The following is a 24855-nucleotide window of genomic DNA, read 5'->3' on the forward strand; positions in this document are numbered from 1 at the left end:
GCTCTTACGCCCCCCACCCGCGGTGGGCCGCCTCAATCGCCGCCCTGTCCGGGGCCCCCCCCCGGGGCCCGGCCCGGGTGTATCGGCGGCCCCCCCGGGGGGCGCTCCCCGCGGGGGGGGGACACCCCCACACTGCGGGTGGTCCGTAAGAGCAGCGTGCACCCCAACTCCTGCTCCAGGGACTTGATTTGGCGGCTGAGCACCGGCTGGGCGATGTAGAGCTGTTCCGCCGCACGGCCGAAGTGCCGGTGCTCGGCCAGTGTGGCGAAGTAGCGGAGCTTGCGAAGATCCAGATCCATGCCCTGAAGGTATCAATCGTCTCCAAGGGTATTGGACGCCGCCAACGGCCGGCCCGAGACTCGAAGCATGATCGTCATTACTGCTCCCACCGGCCAGATCGGCGGCCGGCTCCTGGAGATCCTCCTCAACGAGACCCGGGCCCGCGGCGAAGAGCTGCGCGTCATCGTGCGTGACCCGGGGCGACTCCCCGACGCGGTCCGCGCCCGGGTCGACGTCGTCACCGGTTCGCACGGCGACGCGGAGGTCGTCGACCGGGCCTTCACCGGCGCGGACGCCGTCTTCTGGCTGGTCCCCTCACACGCACAGGCACCGAGCCTGGACGCCATGTACTCCCACTTCACCCGCGCTGCCGCTAAGGCGTTCACGGCTCACGGAGTCGGACACGTCGTCGGCGTCTCGGCGCTCGGCCGGGGCACCCCCGTCGCCGGCCGCGCCGGGCACGTGACGGCGTCGCTGGCCATGGACGACCTCATCGCGGGGACGGGCGTGGCCTACCGGGCGCTCGCCAACCCGACCTTCTTCGACAACCTGCTGTGGCAGGCGGTTTCGATCCGCGACCACGGCGTGTTCACCGGCACCGCGGCCGCCGACCGCAAGGGGCCGGCGGTCGCCACCCGGGACATCGCCGCGGTCGCCGCCGACCTGCTGCTCGACCGCTCGTGGGCGGGGACGGGCGAAGTCCCGGTGCTGGGCCCCGAGGACCTTTCGCCGAACGACTTGGCGCGCATCATGTCCGACGTGCTGGGCCGCCCGATCCGCTACGAACGGCAGACGTTCGACGACCTGCGCGATGTGCTCGCGGGACGAGGCATGGGGGACGCGCTCGTCCAGGGCTACCTCGACATGATGCGGGCCAAGGACGACGGCCTCGACGACGGGGTGCGGCGCACCCCGCAGACCGCGAGCCCCACGGCGTTCCGCGAGTGGTGCGAGCAGGTCCTCACGCCGGTGGTCCAGGCATGAGCGCCCGGACCACCCTCATCGTCGGGGCGTCCCGGGCCCTGGGGCTCGGCCTGGCCACCGAGTACGCCCACCGCGGGGTGGGAACGTCATCGGGACCGCCCGGGGCGATCGGCGCACCGGCCTGCACGACCTGGCCGACGCGTCCGAGAGCCGCGTCACCGTCGAGTCGCTGGACATGACGGAGCCCGAGCAGATCGCCGCGTTACGCGGACGTCCGGCGGACCGCACTCCGGACCTGCTGTTCGTCAATGCCGCCATCACGCGGGGCAACGTTCCCCTCGGTGCGGTCCCGACGGAGATGTTCGTCGACTTCATGGGCACCAACGCCCTCAGCCCGATGCGGGTGGTCGAGCCCCTCAGCTCACTGGTGGCGCCGACCGGGACCATCGGCATCATGTCCTCGCGCCGAGGCAGCCTCAGCCTGAACACGCACGGCGATCAGGACGTCCACCTCGCCGGCAAGTCCGCCCTGAACCAGCTGATGCGCAGCTACGCCGCCCGGTACGCCGATGCCGGGCACACGCTGCTGCTCATCTGTCCCGGCCATGTACGCACCCAACTCGGCGGGCCGGAAGCACCGTTGACCATCGGCCAGTCCATCCCGGGTGTGGCGGACACGATCGACCGCCACAGCGGTGAACCAGGTCTGCGGTTCCTCAACTACCGGGACCAGACCGTTCCCTGGTAGCCCTCGTCGAAGTGCCGTCCCCGCCGGAGACGACCGCAGTCCGGTGCTCTTTGCGGTTCGACGACCGCTCCCCGCCCGCCCCGGGAGGGGAGGCAGGGGGACCCGGCGCCTTGCCGTCAGTCTGTGGGCCGTTGGGGGCCGACCGGGTGCGGCGTCGGTGTCGTGTGGTGTTCTCCGGTGGTGCGGCCGGTTTGCTGGGCGGGGATCTGGCGTACGCATTCGATGAGGTAGTCGCCGGTGTCCGCAGCGACGGTGACGCCGTGGGTCTCGCTGTGGAAGCCGGGGAAGCGCCGGTCGAAGGACTCCAGGGCGGTCAGGTACCGCAGCAGCGGGCCGTCGGGGGCGCCGGTGTTTTCGCCGGGCATGAGGACGGGGATGCCCGGCGGGGTGACGGTGACCATGGCAGCGGCCACCCGGTCGGCCGCGTCGGTCAGCCTCACCCGCTCGGTGCCGCCGCGGATGAGGCGCTGATAGCAGTGCTGGGGCGGGGTGACGGGCTCGGGCAGCTCCTGGAATGCGGTGTCGAGCAGCTCGACCAGGCGGGCACCGCGCAGGTGGTCGTGCATCTCCTGGCACAACTCGCGCAGGGTCTGGCCGGTGTAGCGGTGGGGGTGGGCGTCGACCAGCTCCGGCAGGATCCGCTCCAGGGGTGCGTCGTGATCGTAGAGCGTTTTGAAGTCCACGAGGGCGTCCATCAGGGTTCCCCACTTGCCCTTGGTGATCCCCATGGAGAAGAGGATGAGCGTGGTGTAGCTGTCGGTCTTCTCCACCACGATGCCCCGGGTGGCCAGGTAGGCGGTGAGGATGCGGGCGGGGATGCCCCAGGGGGACATCTGGCCGGTGGCGTCGATGCGGGGGCAGGTGAGGGTGACCTTGATGGGATCGAGCAGGCAGTAGCCCTTGGTCAGTCCGGTGAAGCCGTGCCAGTCGGCGTCGGGCTCCAGCTGCCAGCAGGACGGATCGGTGCGCAGCAGTTCCAGGGGGGCGTCGGCGAAGGGGAGACGCTCGCCGGTGGCCGGGTCGGTCACGGCCTCGGGTTGCCAGACGCCGAAGAACCAGTCGGGCCGGTCGTCGGCGGCGGCGATGCGCCGGGCGACGCGTACGACCGTCTGGCGAAAGCGGATCGCTTCGGTCACCGATTCGTCGATGAGGCAGCGGCCCTGGGGACCGTCCATCATCGCGGTGGCCACGTCGAGGGAGGCGATCATAGGATACAGCGGTGAGGTGGTGCCGTGCATCATGAACGCCTCGTTGAACCGGTCGTGCTCCACCGGCGCCCTGGGGGCGGATTTGATGTGCACCATGGCGCTCTGTGACAGGGCGGCCAGCAGCTTGTGGGTGGACTGGGTGGAGAAGACTGTGGGACGTTCGGGTCCGGGGAAGGTTTCGGGGCCCACCGCCATGCCGTAGCGGCCGGCGTAAAGGGGATGGAAGCGGGCGTAGGCGAACCAGGCTTCGTCGAAGTGGAGCCGAGGGGTACTGGGTGCGAGGGCCTGGGCGACCTGGACGGTGTCGTAACACAGGCCGTCGTAGGTGGAGTTCGTCAGCACCGCGTACTGGGCCGTGGGCGAGACGGCGCCCTGGGCCAGTGGGTTTCGGCCGGCCCGGGAGGCGACCGAGGGTGCCTGAATCTCGGCGGGCGGCAGGGGGCCTGCCAGACCGTAGCCGTTGCGGGTGGGGACCAGGTAGACCGGGCGGGCTCCGGAGAGGACCAGACCGTGCAGCACCGACTTGTGGCAGTTGCGGTCCACCAGTGCGATCTCGTCCTGGGTGACGCTGAAGTGACCGACCATCCGGTCGCAGGTGGAGTCGCCGTGGAGTACGAAGTAGGTACGGTCGGCGCCGAAGACGCGGGCGGCATTGCGCTCGGCGGCACCTACCGGGCCGGTGTGTTCGAAGAGGGAACCGAGTTCCCCGACGGAGATGGACAGGTCGCTGCGCAGCAGCCGTTCCCCGAAGTAGTCGTGGAAGGCCCGGCCGACGGGGGACTTGAGGAAGGCGACACCGCCGGAGTGGGCAGGGGTGTGCCAGGAGTACTCGTGCGCGTGGTCGAAGCGGCGCAGTGCCTTGAAGAACGGGGGTAGCAGGTCGTGCTGGTAGCCGCGGGCGGCGCTGGCGATGCGTCCGGCGATGAAGGGCGCGGTGTCCTCCAGCGGCCAGATGTAGCCGATCACCGTTTCGGCCACCCACAAGGGCAGGTGTTCCAGGTCTTCGCCGTTCGTGACCAGGAAGACGGGGAGATTCTGGAAGCGTCGGCCGACGTGGCGCAGTACCTCGGCACCGCCTGTTTCGCCGCCTTCTCCGGCGGCCTGGGGAAGGTCCCAGTCGAGCACGGCGGCAGCCGTGCCCGCCTCGGTTCGCAGCACTGCCTGGGCGTCGTCGGCTGTGGTGGCCCAGCGCACGTCAATGCCTCGGTTCTCCAACTCGTTGCGGATTCTGCGCAGTTGCTCGGCGGCGACGCCTTGACTCTGTGGGAACTCGTGTACCGCGAACAGAACCGTCGCGTCGGTCATAGTGGCCCCTCTGCTGTGCGCGTGTCGGCGCATGGACTGCTCGTACGCGCCATGCCTGCTGTCCGAGAGGCAACCGGAAGATCACCGGCAGCGGCCCAGTGGCTGGACCAAACCACTCCGAGGAGGGAAACGGAGACCGCCGCACCTGACCGCTACGTGAACGCGGGTGGCGGCGAACCTCGACGGGTCTGCTCCGTGCCGAGCGCTACGTGGCTGCCCCGGCCCGCGGCGGCTGCCCTGTCCCCCTATGGCACAAGTGCCCCAGCTCCCGCCCCGGCCGCGAAAGCATCCGACGCTACTCGGCTGACCTCCGCCGTCGGGTCATGACGGCCCGTCCCCATACGCCGCCCTCCCTAAGCCTCCGTCAGTTGAGGGATGTAACGACGCCGGGCCGCCCATAGGTTGACACCGCCGCAGCGGGCCACCGCCAGGGGCGGACAGCTTCCTCGCCTCCTCCTTCCGGAAAAGGTTCCGGAACACGTTCGGCAGAGGTTGCTGCGTTGCAGCGGTGAAAGGGCCGGTCATGGAACCTCCTCTCCCCCCGAAGGCAAGAACTGCCGAAGGAAAACACACCAACCATGATCTCTAAGACCGTGTCCTACGTGGTGAGGCGGTCGTTGGCTTCGGTATGGGGCGGGGTACGTGGAGTTGGATTGTTCCGGACGGACTGTGGGAGATCGCGAAGCCGCTGATCCCGCCGTCGAGAGTGCGGCCACAGGGCGGCGGAACGCAGGACACGCCCGATGAGACGCTGTTCGCGGCCATCGTCTACATCCTGGTCAGCGGCTGCGCCTGGCGCCAACTGCCGCCCTGCTTCGGCATATCGAAGTCGACCGCCCACCGCCGGTTCCTGATCTGGTCGAGAGCCGGCGTCTGGGGTCGCCTGCACGAAGCCGTGCTGCACCGCCTCGACGACACCGGTCTGATCGACGTCACCCGCGTCGTCCTCGACACCGCCCATGTCAGGGCTAAAAAGGGGGCGAACACACAGGTCCGAGCCCCGTGGACCGGGGCAAGCCGGGCTCCAAGATGCACATCCTGTCGGACGCGAACGGGCTGCCCCTTCTCGTCGGCATCTCGGCCGGCAACACCCACGACAGCGAAGGGCTGAAGCCCATGGTGGCGGGTCACCAAACGAGACACGACCCCCACCGAGGCCGGTACCTCAGACCCCAGCGCCTTCACGCCGACAAGGCGTATGACCGCGCCGATCTGCGGAAATGGCTGCGCGGCAAGCGGATCGGAGTGCGCATCGCCCGCAAGGCATCGAATCCAGCGAACGCTTAGGGCGCCGGAGGTGGGTGATCGAGCGCACGATGTCGTGGCTGTCCGGCTACCGCAGACTCATCCCCCGCTACGAGCGCCATTCCCGCAACTACCTGGCCTTTCTCGGACTCGCCGCCGCCCTTTGCTGCTACAAGCGCCTCGTCCGCCTCACCACGTAGGACACGGTCTAAGGACATGAAAGATACGCCCGAAACCCACCATGGGATGATCTTGTAGCCCGGCTCAGGCAAGGCTCTCTTGCAGCTCCCTCGCGCGCTCTGCGAGTAGGGGCAGCAAACTATCTCGCCAGTTGTCGAGATCGACCATCCCACTGGACATACCACCATGGGCGAACTGTTCGTGGTACACCGATGACCTCGCATTGGTGACTAGGTCAACCCCCACGAGCTCACCGAACGTCACCCGCAACAGGCTGACCGCCTCGTCGAACGATGCCGGAATGTCCGTCCCTGACAGGTGGTCGCGAAGAGCCCGCCAGACGTGAGGGTCGCCACGCAACCCCCACCTTTCGGGCTCGGGGTCGAAGAGTTCAGCCATCTTCACAACTGCTGCGTCATCACGCGCCACGGCGTCAGTGTTGCACACAGCAGAACAACACCACACCAGCTGAGCCGCACACGGAGCCGGGCCCTTCCGAACCGCGCCTGTCAGGGACGCGGACCGACAGGGCCCGATGACACACAATCCAGCGCCGCCCAGCCCCCGTCCACCGCGGACACTCCAACCAACACGAGCCCCGACCGAGAAGTCACCCGATAGGTGCGGCTCCCAATCACTCCGAGAATCACGGCCCTTCGTTGTGTCCATCCACTTCACGGATGGAGCAACCTGGCCCCCAAACCCGACGAGACAGTGGTCCCCGTTCACCCTGATAAAGACCCCCCGTCGCTCCCCGTCCTCCCCTACCGAAAACCCATACCCGGCCGGGACTACTGGGTTCTGGACAACGCGCTGCCCGACATCGAAGCCCTCCGGGAGCGCTGCCTCACCAAGGACAACACACTCCACACGGTGTACCCGTCCCAGCCTCAAAAACAGGTCGAGCAGGTTCACCTGAACTATAAAAGCGCAGGTCAGACACCCTTCGCTGCTGGCTCTAGAACAGCAACACATTCAACATGCGATGACATCGAAAACGCGTCACCGCGGGCGGGCTCGACGAAACATGCAGGTCAGGCGTGGCACTTCGGTTCCGGAAGGGAACTGTAGGGCGCGTGGAGCGTCACCGTGGAGAAGCGGCGACGTCCAGGACGTACTGCAAGCAGATACGCCTGCCGTCGCACTCGCCGGGCCCAGAGTCGCCGAAGAAGAACCAGCTCACGAAGCTCTGCTGGAGTACTTGGCCCGACCGCACAGGACGACCACTGGCCCGGTCGTCGTCTGCGGTTCTACCTGTTCGCGACCGCCGCTTCCCGGAGGACCCTGCCCGGTCCCGGCGCCGTCCCCAACGCCCGGTCGAGGTCGGCCCATAGGTCCTCGACGTCCTCCAACCCCACCGAGAGCCGCAGCAGCCGGTCGCTGACTCCCGCGCCGCGGCGGTCGTCGGCGTCCACGATGCGGTGGCTGATGGACGCGGGGTGCTGGATGAGGGTGTCGACGCTGCCGAGGCTCACGGCCGGGGTGATCAGGCGGACGCCCGCGATCACGTCGTGGGGGTCGCCGGCTACCTCGAAGGCGACCATGGCGCCTCCGATGCGCGGGTAGTGGACGCGGGTGACTCGGGGGTCGGCGGCGAGCCGGCCGGCCAGCTCCGCCGCGTTCGAGGACGCGGCTCGGACCCGTACGGGCAGCGTCGACAGACCACGAAGCAGCAGATAGCCCGCGAGCGGATGCAGCACTCCGCCCGTGGCGAACCGCACCTGGCGTAGCCGCCCGGCGAACTCCTCGTCGCAGGCCACCACGCCGCCCATGACGTCTCCGTGGCCGCCCAGGTATTTGGTGGCGCTGTGCAGGACGAGACGGGCTCCCTGCTCGACGGGGCGTTGCAGCACGGGGGTGGCGAAGGTGTTGTCGGCGAGCAGCGGGACGGAACCGCAGGCGTGCGCGACGGCTCTCAGATCGAGTTCGGCGAGGGTCGGGTTGGCCGGGCTTTCGACCATCACCAGGCCGGTGTCGGGGCGCAGCGCGTCCGCGATGCCCGCCGGGTCGACCCAGGTCACCTCGGAGCCCAGCAGCCCTGCGGTGAGCAGGTGATCGCTGCATCCGTACAGCGGCCGTACGGCGACGACATGGCGCAGGCCCATCGCGCTGCGTACGAGCAGCACGGCGCTCAGCGCGGCCATCCCGGTGGCGAACGCAACCGCGCTCTCGGTGCCCTCAAGACGCGCGAGGGCGGTCTCGAAGCGGGCGACGGTCGGGTTGCCGAGGCGGCCGTAGACGGGCGGGCCCTCCGGTTCGGCACCGTCGTCCGCGAAGGCGTCTATCCGAGCGGCCTCGCCCCGGCTGTCGTACGAGGGGTAGGTCGTGGACAGGTCGATCGGCGGGGCGTGCACCCCCTGCCGCGCGAGGTCGTCCCGCCCGGCGTGCACCGCCTCGGTGGCGAGCGCCCGGGGTGCGGGCACGCCCGGGACACGACGACCGGTGCCGTCGGGAGATTGGCCGGTTCCCTGCGGGTCGGCCGGTACGTCATATGCGTCAAAGCTGCCGGAGTCCATGCCCAGGAGTCTGAACACCGAGCGGGGTCGGATGGTCGGACCCCGTGTTACGTTCGGCACATGGCCGATTCTGTCGTACTTGATCCGGTGGATCTCCATCTACTACGGCTGCTGCAGAACGACGCACGGATGACGTACCGCGATCTCGCCGCGCAGGTCGGTGTCGCGCCTTCGACCTGCCTGGACCGGGTGACCAGGCTGCGCCGCTCGGGAGTGATTCTCGGCCATCAGCTGCGGCTGGACCCGGCGAAGCTGGGCCGGGGCCTGGAGGCACTGCTGTCCGTGCAGGTCAGGCCGCATCGGCGGGAGTTGGTGGGGCCGTTCGTGGAGCGGATCCGGGCACTGCCGGAGTCCCTTACGGTCTTCCATCTGACCGGGCCCGACGACTATCTCGTCCATGTCGCGGTCGCGGACATGGGGGATCTTCAGCGGCTGGTCCTCGACGGGTTCACCTCACGGCCCGAAGTGGCGCGCGTCGAGACCCGATTGATCTTCCAGCAGTGGGACTGCGGCCCGCTGCTGCCACCCCTGCCCGACGGCGCTCCCGCCCCCACGACCACCGTCGGCCATCAGGCCCCCGGGAACCCCGGGGCCTGATACGTATACCGGTCCAAGCCGGAGCCACCGCAGGTGACCGCCTTCTCCATCGCCCGCGCCCCCGCCCTGGCGCCAGTGAGGTCTGCCTGCCCGGAGTCGCCTTCAGCCCGCCGGCTTGAGCGGCAGCGTCGCGCTGATCCGGAATCCGCCCCCGCCGCGGGTCCTCGACCAGCAGATCCAGCTCATCGCTACCGTAGGTGAGGCGCACGAGCGCGCTCACGTCCGAGCCGCCGTGCTTACGGGTGGGCGCCGTGGTCGGCGGGTGTTCATGGCGGCGACGACAGGGACGAACTCGATCGCCACGCTGTACGAGCTGCGGCGTGGCCTCGCCATGCGGAAGGAGGAACACCACCTCGAGCCCGACGCCTTCGCCCTCTCCCGGGAGCGCTCCGGTCACGTCGTGGGCGTCCACCAGTGCGTCGGCCGGCACATCGCCCGTCTGGAGGGCCAAAGCGCCCCTGACCGTACTCGCCCGCCGCGTCGATCACCTCGAACTCGCCGGACCTGCCCGACGCCGCCTCAACAACACGCCGGGGTACCTGGGAGTCACTGCCGCTGCGCGTGCGCATCGACTGAGACGCCGGCCGCCCGGCGATGCCCGATCACTCGACGTGGCTGCGGTCTTCTTGCAGACTGACCGCCACCGCCTGCGAGAAGTCCGCCCGGCGCGCCGCCGGCCTGCCGCGTTCGGCCGCGTGACGGGCGGCCATCGATGATCGGAGGCAGCCAGGGCACCTTGGAGGAGTCGCTCATGCGCAAGCAGCAGCAAACCGAGAAGGGCCGGATGCGGACGAAAGCCGTGGGAGCCGGACCGGACCACCAAGGGGCCCTGCTCCCCGACACCCCCGCGCAGGCCGGTCCGGTGCCCCCGCGCCGCAGCTCCGAAGGGGGCACCGGGCCGGTGCTGGGCCGCGCCCTGCAGATCCTTGGCGCATTCAGCGCGAGCTGCCCGGAGATGACGTTGAGCGCGCTGTCCCGGCGGTCCGGGCTGCCGGTGTCGACTGTGCACCGGATGCTCGGCGAGCTCATCGCCTGGGGCGCCCTGGAGCGCGGCGACGACGGCTGCTACCGGGTCGGGCTGCGGCTGTGGGAGGTCGGCTCCCTCGCGCCGCGCGGTCAGGGCCTACGCGAACGAGCCCTGCCGTTCCTCGAGGACCTCTCCCAGATCACCCGCGAGAACGTCCAACTCGCCGTGCAGGAAGGCACCGAGGTGGTCTACGTCGAGCGCATCGCGGGGTCCGGCGCGGTACCCGTACTCAGCCGCGTCGGCGGACGCTTCGCTCTCACGGCCACCGGCGTCGGGCTGGTCTTGCTCGCGTACGCGCCCGTCGAGGTGCAGGAGAAGGTGCTCGCCGGCCCGTTCGAGCGCTTCACCGAGCGGACGCTCACCGATCCGCGTGAGGTACGGTCCGTACTCGCCGAAGTCCGGGCGGGCGGCTACGCGGTCAGCGACCGCCAGGTCACCATGGACGCCCTGTCGGTCGCCGCCCCGGTGTACGCCAGCTGTGGCGAGGTGGCCGCCGCGGTCTCCTTGGTCGTGCGGCACGGCAGTGCCTCCCCGCACGCGCTGGCCCGGTTGGTTCGGACCAGCGCCCGTGCGATCTCCCGCGCCATGGCCGCCCCGCGCGGCTGAGCTGCGCGCGGGCGCACCTCGGACGGCGTCCGCCGCACAGCACGGCCGACGCCGCGCAGATGTTTCCCGGCATCCGGAAAGGCCGCTGGCCGCCGGCGCGGGCCGACCCCACGATGGTCAGCACCGGTCGACGCCCGGGCCTCTGGCTCACCGGAGCGCACCTGTCTGGTGCGCGCAGGGTGTCGACGACCACCACGCAGTCGACAACGGAGCGCTGCCATGGTTCTGCCACCCTCTTCACCCCGTCCCGGGACCGTCCGGTGACCGGCCCCTCTCTGCGCGCCGCCCTCGACGAGGGGCCGATGAGCCGCTTCCAATGGGGCGCGATCGCGGTGTGCGTACTGCTCAACATGCTCGACGGCTTCGACGTACTCGTCATGGCCTTCACAGGAAAAGCCGTGTCGGCGGAGTGGGAACTCAGCTCTTCCGAGCTCGGGCTGCTGCTCAGCGCAGGCCTCGTCGGCATGGCCCTGGGTGCCCTGTGCGTCGCCCCGTGGGCCGACCGGATCGGCCGCCGGCCGGTCACCCTCGGCTGCCTGGCGGTGGCCGCCATCGGGATGCAGCTCTCCTCGGTCAGCCAGTCACCCCTCCAGCTCGGAGCGCTCCGCGTGCTCACCGGAGTCGGCATCGGGGGCGTCCTGGCGGGCAGCAACGTCATCGCCGGCGAATACGCCTCCCGCCGCTGGCGCGGGCTCGCCGTCAGCCTCAACTCCACCGGCTACGCGGTCGGCGCCACCGTGGGCGGGCTGCTCGCGGTCGGCATGATCGGGCAGTTCGGCTGGCGCTCGGTCTTCCTGAGCGGCGGCCTGGCCACCACTGTCGCCGTCTCGCTGGCGTACTTCTGCCTGCCCGAGTCCGTGGACTTCCTGGCCTCGCGCAGGCCGAAGGGCGCCCTGGAGAGGATGAACGCCCTGGCCCGGCGGATGGGACAGCCGGCGCTGGACCGCCTGCCCGCACCCACTGCCACGCCCTCGGGGGTCGGGGCCGGGTTCCGCGAGTTGCTCTCGCCGGCGCTGCGCCGCCCGACGCTGCTGCTGTGGTCCGCCTTCTTCCTCGTCATGGCCGGCTTCTACTTCGTGACGAGCTGGACACCGACCCTTCTGTTCGAGGCCGGCTTGTCCAGCACCCAGGGCCTCACCGGGGGAACCCTGCTCAACGCCGGCGGCACCTTCGGTGCGGCCGCGCTCGGAGCGCTCGCCGCCCGCTTCGCGCTCCGCTCCGTGCTCCTCGCCTACCTGATCGTCACGGCCGGGCTGCTGGCGGCCTTCATCGCCGCGACCTCCTCGCTCTCGGCGGCCTTCGTCCTCGGCGCGGTGATCGGCCTGTTCGTCAACGGCTGCGTGGCCGGGCTGTACGCGCTCACCCCCCTCGTCTACGGCGCGGGAATCCGGACGACTGGAGTCGGCAGCGCCCTCGCGATCGGCCGCGTCGGCGCGATCCTCGCCCCGGCCATCGCCGGCAGCCTGCTCGACGGCGGCTGGACGCCGCAGCACCTCTACCTCGCCGTCAGCGTGGTCTTCGTCGCCACCGCTGCCCTCCTCGCCCTGCTGCGCCCCGCCACCGCCGGACAGCCCGCGCCCGCCCCTGCGGCCCCGGCCGCAGGCAGTGCGCACTGAAACCAGCACCCCCAAGGAAGATCCCATGACTGCTTTTGTCCGCAACCAGTGGTACGTCGCCGCCTACGGCCGTGAGGTCGGGCGCGAGCTGCTCGGCCGCACCGTGCTGGGCGAACCAATCCTGCTGTATCGCACCCGGGACGGCCGAGCCGTGGCGATGTCCGACCGCTGCGTGCACCGCCGCTACCCGCTGTCGCAGGCGCCGAGCCGCCTGGACGGTGACCGTGTGGTGTGCGGCTACCACGGTTTCACCTACGGCACCGACGGCGGCTGCGTGTCCGTGCCCGGCCAGCAGCGCATCCCACGCACCGCGCGGTTGGACACCTATCCCGTCGTCGAGCGGGACTCCTTCGTGTGGGTCTGGATCGGTGACCGTGAGCCGTACGACACACTGCCGCCGCGGGCCCCATGGCTGGACTCGCCCGACTACACCGTCGTGTCCGGTATGGAACCGATCGACGGCGACTACGGCCTGCTCGTCGACAACCTCATGGACCTCTCCCACGAGACATACCTGCACGGCGGCTACATCGGAACCCCCGAGGTCGCCGAAACCCCCATCACGACCGAGGTCGATGACGCGGCCGGGATCGTCTACGTCAGCCGGCACATGGACGACGCCGATTGCCCGCCCTTCTACGCCAAGTCCACCGGTATCGAGGGCCGCATCACCCGCTGGCAGGACATCGAGTACCACGCCCCGGGGCTGTATCTGCTCCACTCGCGTGTCGCCCCCGTCGGCGCGCCCGCCCCGGATGCCGACGGCAGAGACCCGCACGCCTTCCACGTGGAGGTCGTCTACGGCATCACCCCGTCCACGGAGAAGACCACCTACGACTTCTGGGCCGTGGCCCGGGACTTCGCGCTGGACGACCGGGACGTCACCGGCTTCCTGCGGCAGAACAACCACACGGTGGTCATGCAGGACGTCGTCGCCCTCAACGTGCTGCAGAAGTCCCTGGACACCGAGAGCCCCGGCTACCAGGAGCTGAGCATCAACATCGACACCGGCGGCCTCGCCGCCCGCCGCATTCTCGCGCGCCTGGCGCAGGCCGGTACCGAGCAGTCCGTGGCAGTCCGATGAACCCGCTCCACCCGGCGGTGCTCACGGGCGACGGCGTCTACCGCATCCACTGGGTGCTCGGCACCGACCGACTGCTGGCCGTCTGCCACTGCGGTGCCGAGCGGGAGTTCGAGAATCCGGTGCCGCTGTGGGACTGGCTGCTGGGCCACCCCGACGACCACCGCCCCGGCCCGGCCTCTCGGCCCGCTCCCGCCCCAGCTCCGCACCCCCTGTCCGAGGCCCTCGTCTGAGGGCACTCCCGGCCCGGAAAGAGAACCACCATGACCACCACGACGCCTCCGCGCACCGAGGTCGAACTCGATCTGACACTGGCGCGCAAGGAGACCCTCGCCGACGGCGTCGTCCGGCTCACCCTGGCCCACCCCGCGGGCGGCCGGCTGCCCGCATGGAGCCCCGGCGCACACATCGACCTGGCAGTCGGTGCCGGCCTCGTCCGGCAGTACTCCCTGTGCGGCGACCCCGATGACACCTCCGTCCTCCAGGTGGCCGTGCTGCGCGAGGCGACCGGCCGCGGCGGCTCCCGCCACGTGCACGACTCGCTGACCGAGGGCGACACGATCCGGATCCGCGGCCCCCGCAACCACTTCCCTCTGGTCGACTCGCCCCGCTACCTGTTCATCGCAGGCGGCATCGGCATCACCCCGATCCTGCCGATGATCGCCGCCGTATCGCAACGGGGTGCCGACTGGCGGCTGGTGTACGGCGGGCGCAGCCACGCCACAATGGCCTTCGCCGGACAGCTCACCCGGGCCCACCCCGACCGGGTGGACCTGCGCCCCCAGGACGAGTGCGGCCTGATCGACCTCGACGCGCTGCTCGGGTCTCCGCAACAGGACACGACGATGTACTGCTGCGGCCCCGAGCCCCTGCTCAACGCGGTGGAGCAACGGTGTGTCCGCTGGCCGGAGGGTGCGCTGCACCTTGAGCGCTTCGTACCCAAGGTCCGGGAAGACGCCGCCCCGTCAACCTCGTTCGAGGTGGAACTGGCCCAGTCCGGCCTGACGCTGACCGTGCCGGCGGACCGTTCCGTCCTGGATGTCGTCGAGGAAGCCGGTGTCGCCGTCCTCTCCTCCTGCCAGGAGGGCACCTGCGGCACCTGCGAGACCACGGTCCTGGCAGGGACCGTGGACCACCGGGACTCCCTGCTCTCCCCTCAGGAGCAGGCCCGCCACGACACCATGATGATCTGCGTCTCGCGTGCCGCCTGCCCGCGCCTGGTCCTCGACCTGTGACCCGACCCGCGCTCCTGCGGCAAAAGGACACCAGTCACCCCGCTCCCTCAATGCGCCCGGCGCGCTGATCGCCGTCTGCGAGCGCCGATCCGCCGGCCGAACACCGCTCCCCCGCCACCACCGCAACCGGAGCCCGCCCATGACCGCCAACCGTCGCACCTTCCTCGGCACCGCACTGGCCGCGGGCGCGCTGAGCGCCCTTCCCGGCACGGCAGCGGCAGCCACCGGCCCCACCGGCCCGGTCCCGTCCACCGGCACCCATGTGATCACCCTCGGCACGCAGGCAGGCCCCACCATCCGCGGCCCCCGCAACGGCATCGCCACCGCGCTCGTCGTCGACGGCAGCCTTTACCTGTTCGACTGCGGGCTCGGCCTGACCCGCCAGATGAACAGCGCGGGTGTCGACGTCAGCGGGCTGCGCGCGGTCTTACGGATGTCATGCCACGCCCTCGTGCACATTGCTCGGTTGCCCTCGAAGCTCGTCCGTTGCCGCCTGGGCCACGGGTACCCGTCGAGCGTCCGCAGCAGGTCAGCGGGCGGTGCGGGTGTACGGCCGGGACATACTGCCGCGCCGGGCACTGGCCGACGGTGACGTCCGGTCGGTTCAGCGAATGAAGTCGACCTCTGGGTAGTGGCGCGAGGGGCCGTCGAGCAGGTGGCTGTTCCGATGGCGCAGGTGCTTGTCGAAGAAGGCGGCGACGTAGGTGCGTTGGACCTCGATGGAGCGGTTGGGGTCGATCGTGCCGAGTGCCTGCTGCATTACTTCCGGGGTTATCCCGAATGCGCCCGGCGCCTGGGGGAACAGGACCTGGTTGTCCACGAAGGAGTTGTGCCCGGAGCCGTGCAGCTTCAGGTCGAGCCGTTCTCCGTGCAGGTTGTCCCAGAGCCGCTCCCAGCTCCGGTCAGTGTCACGGTTGTGGTGCTCGGAACTGAACAGCATGTAGGGGCGGTCGAGCCGCTTGTGTTCCGACGAGCCGAAGAGCTGGCCGTCCAGGTTCACGCCGGCGTCGATCCTGGAGTCCTGCTGCATGGCAGCGGCCACCGATCCTCCGCCGAGGGAAGCGCCGAACATCCCGACGTGTTTCGTGCTCGCGGCCTGGGTCAGCCCGCGGGGGAGCGGCTTGTGTTCCACATCCGGGTTGTGGCCGCGGGCGATCTCGGCCAGCTGGTCGATGACGAAGTGGGTGTCCGCCGCCCGGACGTCGATCAAGTCGCGCGATTTGGTGCCTGGCGGCAGCATGCTCCCCTCATGTCGCCCGCCGGGGAACACCACGTCGCCGGTGTCGTGGGTGTGGTCGATGGTGACGACCAAGTAGCCGCGGCTGGCCAGGTCCTGAACCAGTGCCGTGCCCGTCGCACGGTTCCCACGGCCGCCGGGCGAGTACAGCAGCACCGGCAGCTTGCCGGCTTTGTGGTCAACCGGGGCGCCGGTATGCCCGGCAGTGGTGGGCAGGGTCACCCCACCGGGCAGCACCTGCTGGCTGTTGGGGAGAAGTGCGGCGGGATAACGGGAGGTGTGTGTGGCCGGGTACCACAGCGAGACCATCAACTCACGCTGCTGTCCGGGCACCCACGGATCCATGCGTTTTGCATCGCGCAGGTGGAGGTCGACGGTTCCGACGCCATAGCGCCCGGTCGGGGCGGGGAGAGTCAGCTGCCCCGGGGCCGGTACGTCCAAGGCTGCGGCCTGCCCCGGAGGTTGCGCCGCGTCCAAGGCCGCCGCCCGGTCCGGGGCCGGCGCCGCGTCCAAGGCCGCCGCCCGGTCCGGGGCCGGCGCCGCGTCCAAGGCCGCCACCTGGCCCTGGGGTTGCGCCGGGTCATCCAAGGCAGCTGGCGCAGTCATGGGTGTACCAGCGCTCTTCCCGGCGGCGACGGCCGGCGCGACTCCGGCGCCCAGGATGACGGCCAGCGCCCCAGTGGTGCCGGCGACCCGGGCTCGTAACGGGCTGTGACGCCTTCGTGCGTGTTTCATGGGCAGTCCTTCTCCATGAGGGCGAACACCGCGTGGCCGGCGGTCGGTTGGCGCTCATCGTAATAGGCGATTTGCCATTGCCAAGCCAAGATCCCTTGCTTATGCGGAGAGTTCTTATTACCGCACAGTTGGTGATGTGACGCCGTCGGCACTTTCTGAAGTTGCGCGGCGTCGGTCTCACGCCCTGCGCCATCGTCGGCCGTACGGCCGGCCTTTCCCGGGGATCCGTCTGCACGTGGACCGACCTTCGACACGCGGAATGCGTCGCGGAGTTGAGCATGCCGAGTGCCAATGCGGGGGACGTACGGGAGACCTGCCCTGGCGTGCGGATGCCAGTGGTCAGCGCCCTGCGTTCAGCGTCCTCGTGACCAGTCGCAGCGGCACGGAATGCGGCGTGGGAGCGGGCATCAGGAATCGGCGATTAGCTCTGGAGGGCCGCCTCGACGGGGCGAGCGTGCCGGTATTCGGGCTCGCCGAGTTTCGACAAGGGCGTTGGAGAATTCGCTGCCACCGGGATGAGGCGGAGGTACAGAAGTGGCCAATTCCTCGGTCGATTTGAGTGCAGAGGTTCCGTATGGTCCGTTTGCAGGGAAGCACTGCGAACGAACTTGTGATTATCGTGTGAACGCAGCTCGATACAGGTCGAGTTGCCACCCGTTCATCCCCCCACGTGCCGAGAGGAGGCTGCCCTGCACCCGGTTGCTCACGCGCCGCGCCGACACCGTGCGCGACGCCGCGCCGACATGCCTCTGCTCGGAGGTGTCCGCCCGCCGATCGCCGCACTGCTCTGCGCGCTGCTGGCAGTTGCCGTCTTTCCCGCACTCGGCGTCGGCACCGTTCATGAGCAGGAGGTACCCCAGGCGGTACGCGACGCGGAACGCCGGATCGCCGAGGATGCCGCGGACTCGTTCAAAACGTCCGTCGACGTCAGGGCCAGGGCAGTGCGTCATTCCGCCGCGTCGGTCAGGGCGCCCGCGAGCGGTACTCCGAAGGCGGCGCTGCGGTCCCTCCTTCCGGCCGGTCCCCCGGTCCGGGGCGGTGTGCTGCTCGCCCCGCACACCGGCAAGCCGCTCGCGGCCGGCGGTGAAACGGTGCCGCTGACCGGGGTGGACGCAGTGGCCCTGGCGCGGTCCCCTGCCGACAACCTCCCGCCCCGGCTGGTCACTTCGGGCCGCGCCGGACCGCGACTGTTGTTCTTCGCCCGGGTGGCTGTCCCTGCTCCGGGCCGGAACCAGGACGGCAAGCCGGTCCCAGCACGGGACCTCGCGGGGGAACAGGGCGATGGTGCACGCGAATTCCTGCTGGTCGTCTCGGAAAAGGTCCCGGCCCTCGCGGTCCACGGAGACGGGCGCACCGCTCAACTGGTGGGCCGGAACGGAAAGGTGCTTGCCACCACCGCCGCCACTGGTAAGCCCCTGACACTCGACGCCAAGGACCGCACCCTGCCCTCCACTGCCGCGGACGCCGGTCTGCACACCGGTGACGCCTCCGGCAGCATGCTCGGCCACGGTCACGACGGGCTGCGCAGGGTGGCGGGTTGGTCATCGGTCGCCGCGGTGGACGGCAAGGACGACACCTTCGGGCCGGGACTGACGATTCTCACGCTCAGGGATGTGACTCCGGCGAAGGGCGGAGCCGACCACACAGGGTTCGCCATCGTGGCCGCGGGCACGTTGGTGGTGATCGCCGTGCTGGTCACTCTGGTGCTGTGGGTCACCGTGCAGCGTCCGCTGCTGCGGCTGCACCTGTCCGCTGCCCGGCTGGCCAAGGGCGCCGGAGAAATGCCCGGAGTGCACGCGGAGTTGGCGCGGCCGGTGGCAGCCGGCGCGTTCGGCGAGCCCGGCAGGGTCGGCCGGGCGCTGGAGTCGATACGTCGCCAACTGCTCGGCCAGACGGGACCGGAGCCTGTGCGGCCGGTGCGGCGCCGCCCCGGAGCCCGGGCTATGGTCCTCATCTGCACACTCGTGATCGCCGCGTGGGGAGTGCCGCTGCTGTTCCTGCTCAATCGCGTACCGGCCGCCCAGGCCGTACCGGCAGCCGCCGTCGCCGACCAGCAGGCACGCACCGAAGCCACCGCTGACCGGGTGCGGCAGTCCCTCGGCCGGAGCCACGCCGACCTCGCGGCGACGGCATCAGCCCTCGCCGGTGCGCCGCGGGAGCGGGCGGCGCAGGTTCTGCGACGTGAACACGCCGACCATCCCACGTACCGATCGCTGTACATGCTGGACCACACCGGTGCCATCGTGCTGCGAGCGGGCAAGGAGCCGCTGCGCACCCTCGTACCTCCCCCCGGCGACGGAATCACCCAGGTCAATACGTCAGGCAAAATCCCCGCGATCGCCGCCTACGTCCCGATCCCGACGGCCAAGAACGCCAAGAACGCCGACAGAGGCGGCGACACCGGCCCGGCCGTAGTCGTCGCAGAGATCGGCGTTGACGCGCTGAACGACCTGATTGCCCGGCCGGGGCTCGGCAGAGTGTGGCTGACCGACGAGCACCACAGAGTGCTCGCGGCAAGCGTCGGCTTTCAAGCCTTCCAATCGCTTCCCAGCCGCGCCCTCACCCGTCTGGTGGCCAAGACCGACGCGGCACCCGGCGGCGCGGGCAGCCCGGCATCGGCCGTCCTCCACGCGGGGACCGCGCCGGGCGCGGGCTCGTCGGTCGCGGCCGCCGCGCCACTGGCACAGACGGGGCCGGCCGCCGGCCTCGGCTGGCGGGTGGTCTCCGCCGAACCCGCCGCAGCGCTCAAACTGGCGGCATATCAGGTCCAGTCACGCACCATGCTGGCCGGGCTGCTCGCCCTGGCCGCGGGGGGCGCCTGCCTGAGCTGGCTGCACATCGTGGTGGTCAGACCGCTGCGCACCCTCACCAGATGCGCGGAGCGGCTGGCCGACGGTGACCGCCGCACCGTGCTGTACCCGGTCCACCACGACGAGTGCGGTTCGGTCACTCGCAGTCTGGAACTGCTCCGGCAGGCGCTGGTGGAGCGGGACCGCGGTGGCGGACGAGCTTACGTTGCCTCTGTACCTGCCCCATCGTTCCAGCGCGGCAGCGCACCGTAGCAGTGAAGGATCAACCGACGTGCTTTTCCTCTATGTTGTCCTGCTGCTGAGCTGTGCGGTGCTGCTGATCGCCGGCGTGCTGGAGCAGCGGCGCCACTACGCCGCGCTGACACAGATCCCCACTCGGGTGCTGGTCAACGGCATTCGCGGCAAGAGCTCGATCACCCGGCTGTGCGCGGGGGCGCTGCGCGGCGGCGGCCTGGTCACCGTGGCCAAGACCACCGGCACCGCTGCCCGGTTCATCCACCCGGATGCCACAGAGGAGCCGGTGTACCGGAAGTTCGGCATCGCGAACGTCGTCGAGCAGATCGGCATCGTCCGTCGCGCGGCGGCCTACCGGCCGGACGCTCTGGTGATCGAGTGCATGGCGGTGATGCCCGCACTTCAAGAGGTCAACCAGGAGAAGCTGATCCGCTCCACCATCGGCGTGCTGTGCAACGTCCGCGAGGACCACCTCGCCGAAATGGGCCCGACGCTGGACGATGTGGCCCGCTCGCTGTCCCGGTCGATGCCGGTCGGCGGGGTCTGTGTCACCGCCGAGCAGGAGCGGCTGCACCTCCTCAAGGAGGAGGCGGACAAGCGGAGGTGCCGCCTGATCGCGGTCGACCCGGCGTCGGTCTCCGACGAGGAGCTGCGCGAGTTCAGCTGGTTCACCTTCAAGGAGAACGTCGCCATCGCGCTGGCAGTGGCCGAACTGCTCGGCGTGGAGCGGGCCACCGCCCTGCGCGGGATGTGGGACGCGCCACCGGACCCCGGCGTGCTCTCCGTCGAGCGCTACCGCACACCGGACGGCAAACGACTGCGCTTCGCCAATGTCTTCGCCGCAAACGACCCCGATTCGACGTTGATGAACGTCCGTCAGCTGGAGGAGCTCGGTGCGATCCGCCGCCCGCTGAACGTGGTCATCAACTGCCGCCCGGACCGGGTCGAACGCAATGGGCAGATGGGAGCGATCGTCCCCGACCTGGCCCCGGACACGGTCTTTCTCATCGGTCATCCGACCAAGAGCGCCCGCGACGGCATCCCGTCGGGCTGGTCGTCGGCCCGGGTGGTGGACCTGGGCGGCGACCGGCGCGACGCGCAGGAGCTGACCCGCGCCGTTCTCGCCGAACTGCCGCCGGATTCCTCGCTGGTGGCCGTCGGCAATATCCACGGCCAGGGCGAGCTGTTCCTGGAGCACCTCAGCAGGCTGCCCTCTGACGACGCCGACGAGCCGCTTCCGGTCGCGCACCCGCCCGAGCCGGAGCCGTACAGCTGGGTGGCGTCGCTGAACGACCCGACGTCCGGGCCGCGTCTCCCTGGCCCCACCGCTGCCCATGCCGACGCGCTGCACCAGCCGACAAGGAACCCGCTGTGATCCCCGTCAACGTCACCCCGCAGACCATCGCGCTGGGGATAGCCCTCGGGCTGGTCTTCTCGCTGGTCTGCTATCTGACCACCAACCTCTCTCCCGGCGGCATGATCACCCCCGGCTGGCTCGCGCTGACCCTAGTCACCGATGTGGTCCGGGCCGCGATGGTGATCGGCGTCACGGCGCTCACCTTCGTCGCGACCAAGGTCCTTCAACGTCATGCAATCCTTTACGGGAAGCGGCTCTTCGCCGCCGTGGTGCTGTCCGCAGTGCTGCTCCAGACCACGCTGCTGCTCGCGCTCCAGCACGAGTTCCCGCTCCTTTACACCGCCCAGACGCTGGGCTTCATCGTGCCCGGCCTCATCGCCTATCAATTGGTCCGCCAACCACTGGCCGCCACCGTGATCTCCACCACCGCGGTGACCCTCGGCACGTATGTGGTGCTCGTTGCCGGGCTGCTGCTGGGGGCCCTGCCCATCGGCTGAACGAGCCGCACGCGTCCGCCGTACCCATCCGCACGCAGAGGAGGTCACCATGGGCACCGACCCCACCCCACCCGGCAGCCCCAGTCGCCGTCAGATCCTGGCCTGCGCCGCCGGTCTGGCCTCCGCCGGTGCGGTCACCGGATACGCATGGCACCGCTTTCGGAACGGCGTACCGGGCGGTGGCTTCTCGGTCCCGGCCGGCGGCTACCGCTTCGAGCGCCGCGCCGCGCCTGCCCGTACGGTGGTTCGCGCCGCCGACGACCGCGTGCTGGCCACCTTCACCGACGGTGCCCGCACCGCGCTGCTGACCGGCCCGACCCGTACCTGGAGCGAGCCGCGCACCACCGGCGCGGTGGTGCGCAGCGACGCCTGGGTACGGCTGATGGGGGGTGCATGGAGTCAGGGCAAGGAGCGAACCCGCTGGTTCCGGGAGTGGTTCCCCAAGGCCCTGGCCGACCGCAGTCCGGACGTCCTCGCCGTGGCCTTCCAGTACGGCGACGGGGCGCACGATCTGCGCACCGCGTCGGGTCTGCGCTACGCCGGCAAGGCTCACTTCGGGCCGCTCGTTCCCGGACAGTCGCCGACATCATTCGACTACCGCGATGAGAAGTCCGACTTCTACGACTACCTCGGCACCCCCTGGACCTTCCCGGACGGCATCCGCAAGCACCCGGAGAAGAAGCGCTACGGGGACGTGGACTGCTCCGGCTTCATGCGCCTGGTCTGGGGCTACCGCATGGGCTACCCCATGCACGCCACCAACAGCCCGGGGGCCGGCCTGCCCCGCCGCGCCTACGCCATCGCCTCCCGGGCCCCCGGCGTGCTGCTGATCCCGAACACCGGCCGGCCACCTGCCGACATCAGCCTGCTGCTCCCCGGCGACCTCGTCTTCTTCGCCATCGACATCGGCAGACCGCGCGACATCGACCACGTCGGCATGTACCTGGGTCCGGACACGGACGGGCGCCCGCGCTTCTACTCCAGCCGCTCGCGGGCCAACGGGCCCACCATGGGCGACCTGGCCGGCCGCGCGACGCTCGACGGCCACGGCTTCTACGCCCAAGGGTTCCGCACGGCCCGCCGCCTGTGAAGCCGACGCACCCAGCCCGCCCCAGGAGAGACCACGCCATGGCCACCACCCCCCTCACCCGGGAAGCCACCGACCGGCACCACCCCTCGCAGGGCATCAGACGCGCCCACGCCAAGCGCCGTCAGCGGACCGCCGTCAGCCGGGAGTCCTACGCCCTGCTGCTGATCCTGGCAGCTGCCGCGGTGCTCTACACCTGGGCCATCGACCGTGCCGCGGTGCACCCGTACTACTCCGCGGCCGTGCGGTCGATGGCGGCGAACTGGCACGCTTTCGTCTTCGGCGGGCTCGACCCGAGCGGCTCAGTCACTCTGGACAAGATCCCCGGTGCGCTGTGGCCGCAGGCCCTTTCCGTCAGGCTCCTCGGACCGTACAACTGGGCGGCGGTACTGCCGCAGGTGCTGGAGGGCGTACTCGCCGTCTGGGTGTTGCACCGGATCGTCCGTGCCTGGGCCGGCCCCTTGGCAGGGCTGCTCGCCGCGCTGGTGCTCACCCTCACTCCGGTCACCGTCGCGCTCAACCGGCACAACATCCCCGACACCCTGCTCGTCCTACTGCTGGTCCTCGCGGCAGGATCGCTTCAGAAGGCCGTCCGCACCGGGAGGCTGCTGCCGCTCCTCATCTGCGGGACCTGGGTGGGCCTGGCCTTCCAGGCCAAGATGCTCCAAGCGTGGCTCGTCCTGCCGGTCTTCGCCGCGGTGTACCAACTGGCAGCACCTGGTTCCCGATGGGACCGGGCCCGGCGGCTGCTGCTCGCCGGGATCACCGCACTCGTCGTCTCCTGCTCCTGGCTGCTGCTGGTATGGGTCACCCCCGCCGCGAACCGTCCCTACATCGACGGGACCAGCAACAACAACCCCTTCACCCTGGTCTTCGGCTACAACGGGCTGAGCCGCTTCGGCGACGACCCGCATGCGCTGGGCGCCGTCGCCGGCACCGCCGCCAGCCGCACCACCGGTAACACGGGTTGGGCCATGGTGGTCAACCACAGCGTGGGCCCGCAGATCGCCTGGCTCCTGCCGCTCGCCGTACTGGTCTTGGCGCTGGGCGTGTGGTGGCGCGTCGGACAGCCGCGCACCGACGGGCCGCGGACAGGGTTCCTGCTCTGGGGCGGCTGGCTGGCGGTGCACCTCGTGGTCTTCAGCAACTCCAACGGCAACCACGGCTACTACATGACCGTACTGGCTCCGGCCCTCGCCGCGCTGACCGGTGGCGGAAGCGCCCTCCTCTGGGCCGAGTACCGCGCCGGTGGCCGACGTCGCGCGGCGCTGCCCGTCGCCGTCGGGCTCACCGCACTGTGGGCCGCGGCAATTCACGGCCCGCACAGCGAATTCGCGCCCTGGCTGCTGCCGGTGGTGCTGATGCTCGGCCTGTGCGGGACCGTCGGCCTGTGGACCAGCGGGCCACACACCACACGACGGGCGATGCACAGCATCCTGGCAGCGTCCGTGACGGCCGTACTGCTCGCCCCGGCCGTCTGGGCCACCTCCTGCCTGAACCCGCGCTACCCCGGCTCACCGATAGAGCCACTGGCCGGACCGGTCGGCCCCGGCTACCAAGAGGCGCACCACCACCGGGCCAAGGTCCGGCGAAACCCCTTGAACGAACCGTCCGGGCGGGACAGCGCACTGCTGAACTACCTCTCCGCGCACCGTTCCGGGGAGAAGTACCTGCTTGCCACCCAAGCCGCCTACGGCGCCTCGCCCCTGCTGCGCGCCACCCCCCAACCTCTACTGGTCATGGGCGGCTTCACCGGACTGACCCCCTATCCGACCGCACCACGGCTCAGGGACCTGGTCTCCGCCCACCAGCTGCGCTACGCCCTCCTCACCACGCGCCGCCCGTCCACACCGGCGTCGGTCTGGGTGAAGAAGCACTGCACCCCCGTCGCCTCGAGCGCCTACGGTCAGACCTCGGACGGAAGCTTCACCCTCTACGACTGCGCTGGAGGCAAATGACCTCCTGACACGGCGAGTTGCGCGAGCCACACACTCAGGGATCGCGACGGCTCCCGTATTCAGGCGTGCACCGCCAGGGCGCGGCTGCCATACGGGGCTGCACCCTCGCCGCGCCGCGCGATCTCGGCCACGACAGGCTCTGGATCACTGCTCAAAGATCTTCGGAACTTTAAGTTACCGAGCGGCAACCCCTTGACGTCAATCCCAGGGCGGACAAAACTGCCGTCCTACGGTCGACATTGTCGAACAGTGGATGACATCGGGGCAGAGTCGCTCCCATGGTCTCCGCTGGAGTGCGTCGACGAGCTGAATCGGCGCCGCCCCGAACCAGCTGGCTTCCACGTCGATCGAGCCCAGCCGCCCCACCCCGCAC

Annotated in this window: 17 protein-coding genes and 3 pseudogenes; 15 read left to right on the forward strand and 5 right to left on the reverse strand. The window is 70.1% G+C overall.

Annotation, left to right across the window (positions count from 1 at the left end; genetic code table 11):
* Window positions 1–122: 122 nt before the first annotated feature.
* Window positions 123–299, reverse strand: a pseudogene (locus ACFWJW_RS03785) (LysR family transcriptional regulator); the annotation flags it as partial.
* A gap of 67 nt (window positions 300–366) precedes the next feature.
* Here ACFWJW_RS03785 and ACFWJW_RS03790 point away from each other — a divergent pair.
* Window positions 367–1263, forward strand: coding sequence for an NAD(P)H-binding protein (locus ACFWJW_RS03790; RefSeq protein ID WP_387234436.1), 897 nt, complete (start codon window positions 367–369; stop codon window positions 1261–1263).
* Window positions 1260–1951, forward strand: a pseudogene (locus ACFWJW_RS03795) (SDR family oxidoreductase). Before ACFWJW_RS03790 ends, ACFWJW_RS03795 begins: the two are co-directional and overlap by 4 nt.
* 116 nt (window positions 1952–2067) lie before the next feature.
* Here the strand turns inward: ACFWJW_RS03795 and ACFWJW_RS03800 are convergent.
* Window positions 2068–4464, reverse strand: coding sequence for an Orn/Lys/Arg decarboxylase N-terminal domain-containing protein (locus ACFWJW_RS03800; protein ID WP_387234439.1), 2397 nt, complete (start codon window positions 4462–4464; stop codon window positions 2068–2070).
* Window positions 4465–5092: 628 nt separating this feature from the next.
* Between ACFWJW_RS03800 and ACFWJW_RS03805 the strand changes: the two are divergent.
* Window positions 5093–5909 (forward strand): annotated as a pseudogene (locus ACFWJW_RS03805) (IS5 family transposase).
* A 64-nt stretch (window positions 5910–5973) separates the two neighbouring features.
* On the opposite strand, the gene ACFWJW_RS03810 reads toward ACFWJW_RS03805, so the two are convergent.
* The gene (locus tag ACFWJW_RS03810; protein ID WP_387234442.1) at window positions 5974–6318 is read right to left on the reverse strand and encodes a hypothetical protein; all 345 of its coding nucleotides are present in this window, start codon (window positions 6316–6318) and stop codon (window positions 5974–5976) included.
* An 821-nt stretch (window positions 6319–7139) separates the two neighbouring features.
* Window positions 7140–8405: a trans-sulfuration enzyme family protein gene (locus ACFWJW_RS03815; protein ID WP_387234445.1), complete on the reverse strand. Its 1266-nt coding sequence runs from the start codon at window positions 8403–8405 to the stop codon at window positions 7140–7142.
* Window positions 8406–8465: 60 nt separating this feature from the next.
* Between ACFWJW_RS03815 and ACFWJW_RS03820 the strand changes: the two genes are divergently transcribed.
* From ACFWJW_RS03820 to ACFWJW_RS03850, 7 genes are all read left to right on the forward strand, one after another.
* A complete protein-coding gene (locus tag ACFWJW_RS03820; protein WP_387234448.1) occupies window positions 8466–9002 on the forward strand; it encodes an Lrp/AsnC family transcriptional regulator in 537 nt (178 codons plus the stop codon).
* Window positions 9003–9753: 751 nt separating this feature from the next.
* On the forward strand, window positions 9754–10635 hold the full coding sequence (locus ACFWJW_RS03825) for an IclR family transcriptional regulator (RefSeq protein WP_387234451.1): 882 nt from the start codon (window positions 9754–9756) through the stop codon (window positions 10633–10635).
* Between the two features lie 179 nt (window positions 10636–10814).
* Window positions 10815–12251 (forward strand): MFS transporter, encoded by a 1437-nt coding sequence (locus ACFWJW_RS03830; protein WP_387234453.1) that lies wholly within the window; start codon window positions 10815–10817, stop codon window positions 12249–12251.
* A 25-nt stretch (window positions 12252–12276) separates the two neighbouring features.
* Window positions 12277–13335, forward strand: a complete 1059-nt coding sequence (locus ACFWJW_RS03835) for a Rieske 2Fe-2S domain-containing protein (RefSeq protein ID WP_387234455.1) — start codon at window positions 12277–12279, stop codon at window positions 13333–13335.
* Window positions 13332–13565 (forward strand): hypothetical protein, encoded by a 234-nt coding sequence (locus tag ACFWJW_RS03840; protein WP_387234458.1) that lies wholly within the window; start codon window positions 13332–13334, stop codon window positions 13563–13565. Before ACFWJW_RS03835 ends, ACFWJW_RS03840 begins: the two co-directional genes overlap by 4 nt.
* Window positions 13566–13595: 30 nt before the next feature.
* A complete protein-coding gene (locus ACFWJW_RS03845; protein WP_387234461.1) occupies window positions 13596–14567 on the forward strand; it encodes a PDR/VanB family oxidoreductase in 972 nt (323 codons plus the stop codon).
* Between the two features lie 139 nt (window positions 14568–14706).
* A complete protein-coding gene (locus tag ACFWJW_RS03850; protein ID WP_387234464.1) occupies window positions 14707–15159 on the forward strand; it encodes a hypothetical protein in 453 nt (150 codons plus the stop codon).
* Window positions 15160–15171: 12 nt separating this feature from the next.
* Here the strand turns inward: ACFWJW_RS03850 and ACFWJW_RS03855 are convergent, their stop codons facing one another.
* A complete protein-coding gene (locus tag ACFWJW_RS03855) occupies window positions 15172–16539 on the reverse strand; it encodes an alpha/beta hydrolase family protein (protein ID WP_387234467.1) in 1368 nt (455 codons plus the stop codon).
* 743 nt (window positions 16540–17282) lie between these two features.
* Between ACFWJW_RS03855 and ACFWJW_RS03860 the strand changes: the two genes are divergently transcribed.
* Genes ACFWJW_RS03860 through ACFWJW_RS03880 form a run of 5 tightly spaced genes read left to right on the forward strand, consistent with a single transcriptional unit; the run spans window position 17283 to window position 24482 of the window.
* On the forward strand, window positions 17283–19601 hold the full coding sequence (locus ACFWJW_RS03860) for a HAMP domain-containing protein (protein WP_387234470.1): 2319 nt from the start codon (window positions 17283–17285) through the stop codon (window positions 19599–19601).
* 19 nt (window positions 19602–19620) lie between these two features.
* Window positions 19621–20958 carry a poly-gamma-glutamate synthase PgsB gene (gene pgsB / locus ACFWJW_RS03865; protein ID WP_387234473.1) on the forward strand — a complete coding sequence of 446 codons (1338 nt, stop codon included), beginning with the start codon at window positions 19621–19623 and terminating at the stop codon, window positions 20956–20958.
* A complete protein-coding gene (locus ACFWJW_RS03870) occupies window positions 20955–21437 on the forward strand; it encodes a poly-gamma-glutamate biosynthesis protein PgsC/CapC (RefSeq protein WP_387234475.1) in 483 nt (160 codons plus the stop codon). The genes pgsB and ACFWJW_RS03870 overlap by 4 nt, the downstream gene beginning before the upstream one ends.
* Before the next feature lie 49 nt (window positions 21438–21486).
* The gene (locus ACFWJW_RS03875) at window positions 21487–22527 is read left to right on the forward strand and encodes an NlpC/P60 family protein (protein WP_387234478.1); all 1041 of its coding nucleotides are present in this window, start codon (window positions 21487–21489) and stop codon (window positions 22525–22527) included.
* Window positions 22528–22565: 38 nt separating this feature from the next.
* Window positions 22566–24482 (forward strand): ArnT family glycosyltransferase, encoded by a 1917-nt coding sequence (locus ACFWJW_RS03880; RefSeq protein WP_387234481.1) that lies wholly within the window; start codon window positions 22566–22568, stop codon window positions 24480–24482.
* The last annotated feature ends 373 nt before the right edge of the window (window positions 24483–24855 follow it).

The organism is Streptomyces sp. NPDC127097 (assembly GCF_042724075.1).
Taxonomy (GTDB): Bacteria; Actinomycetota; Actinomycetes; order Streptomycetales; family Streptomycetaceae; genus Streptomyces.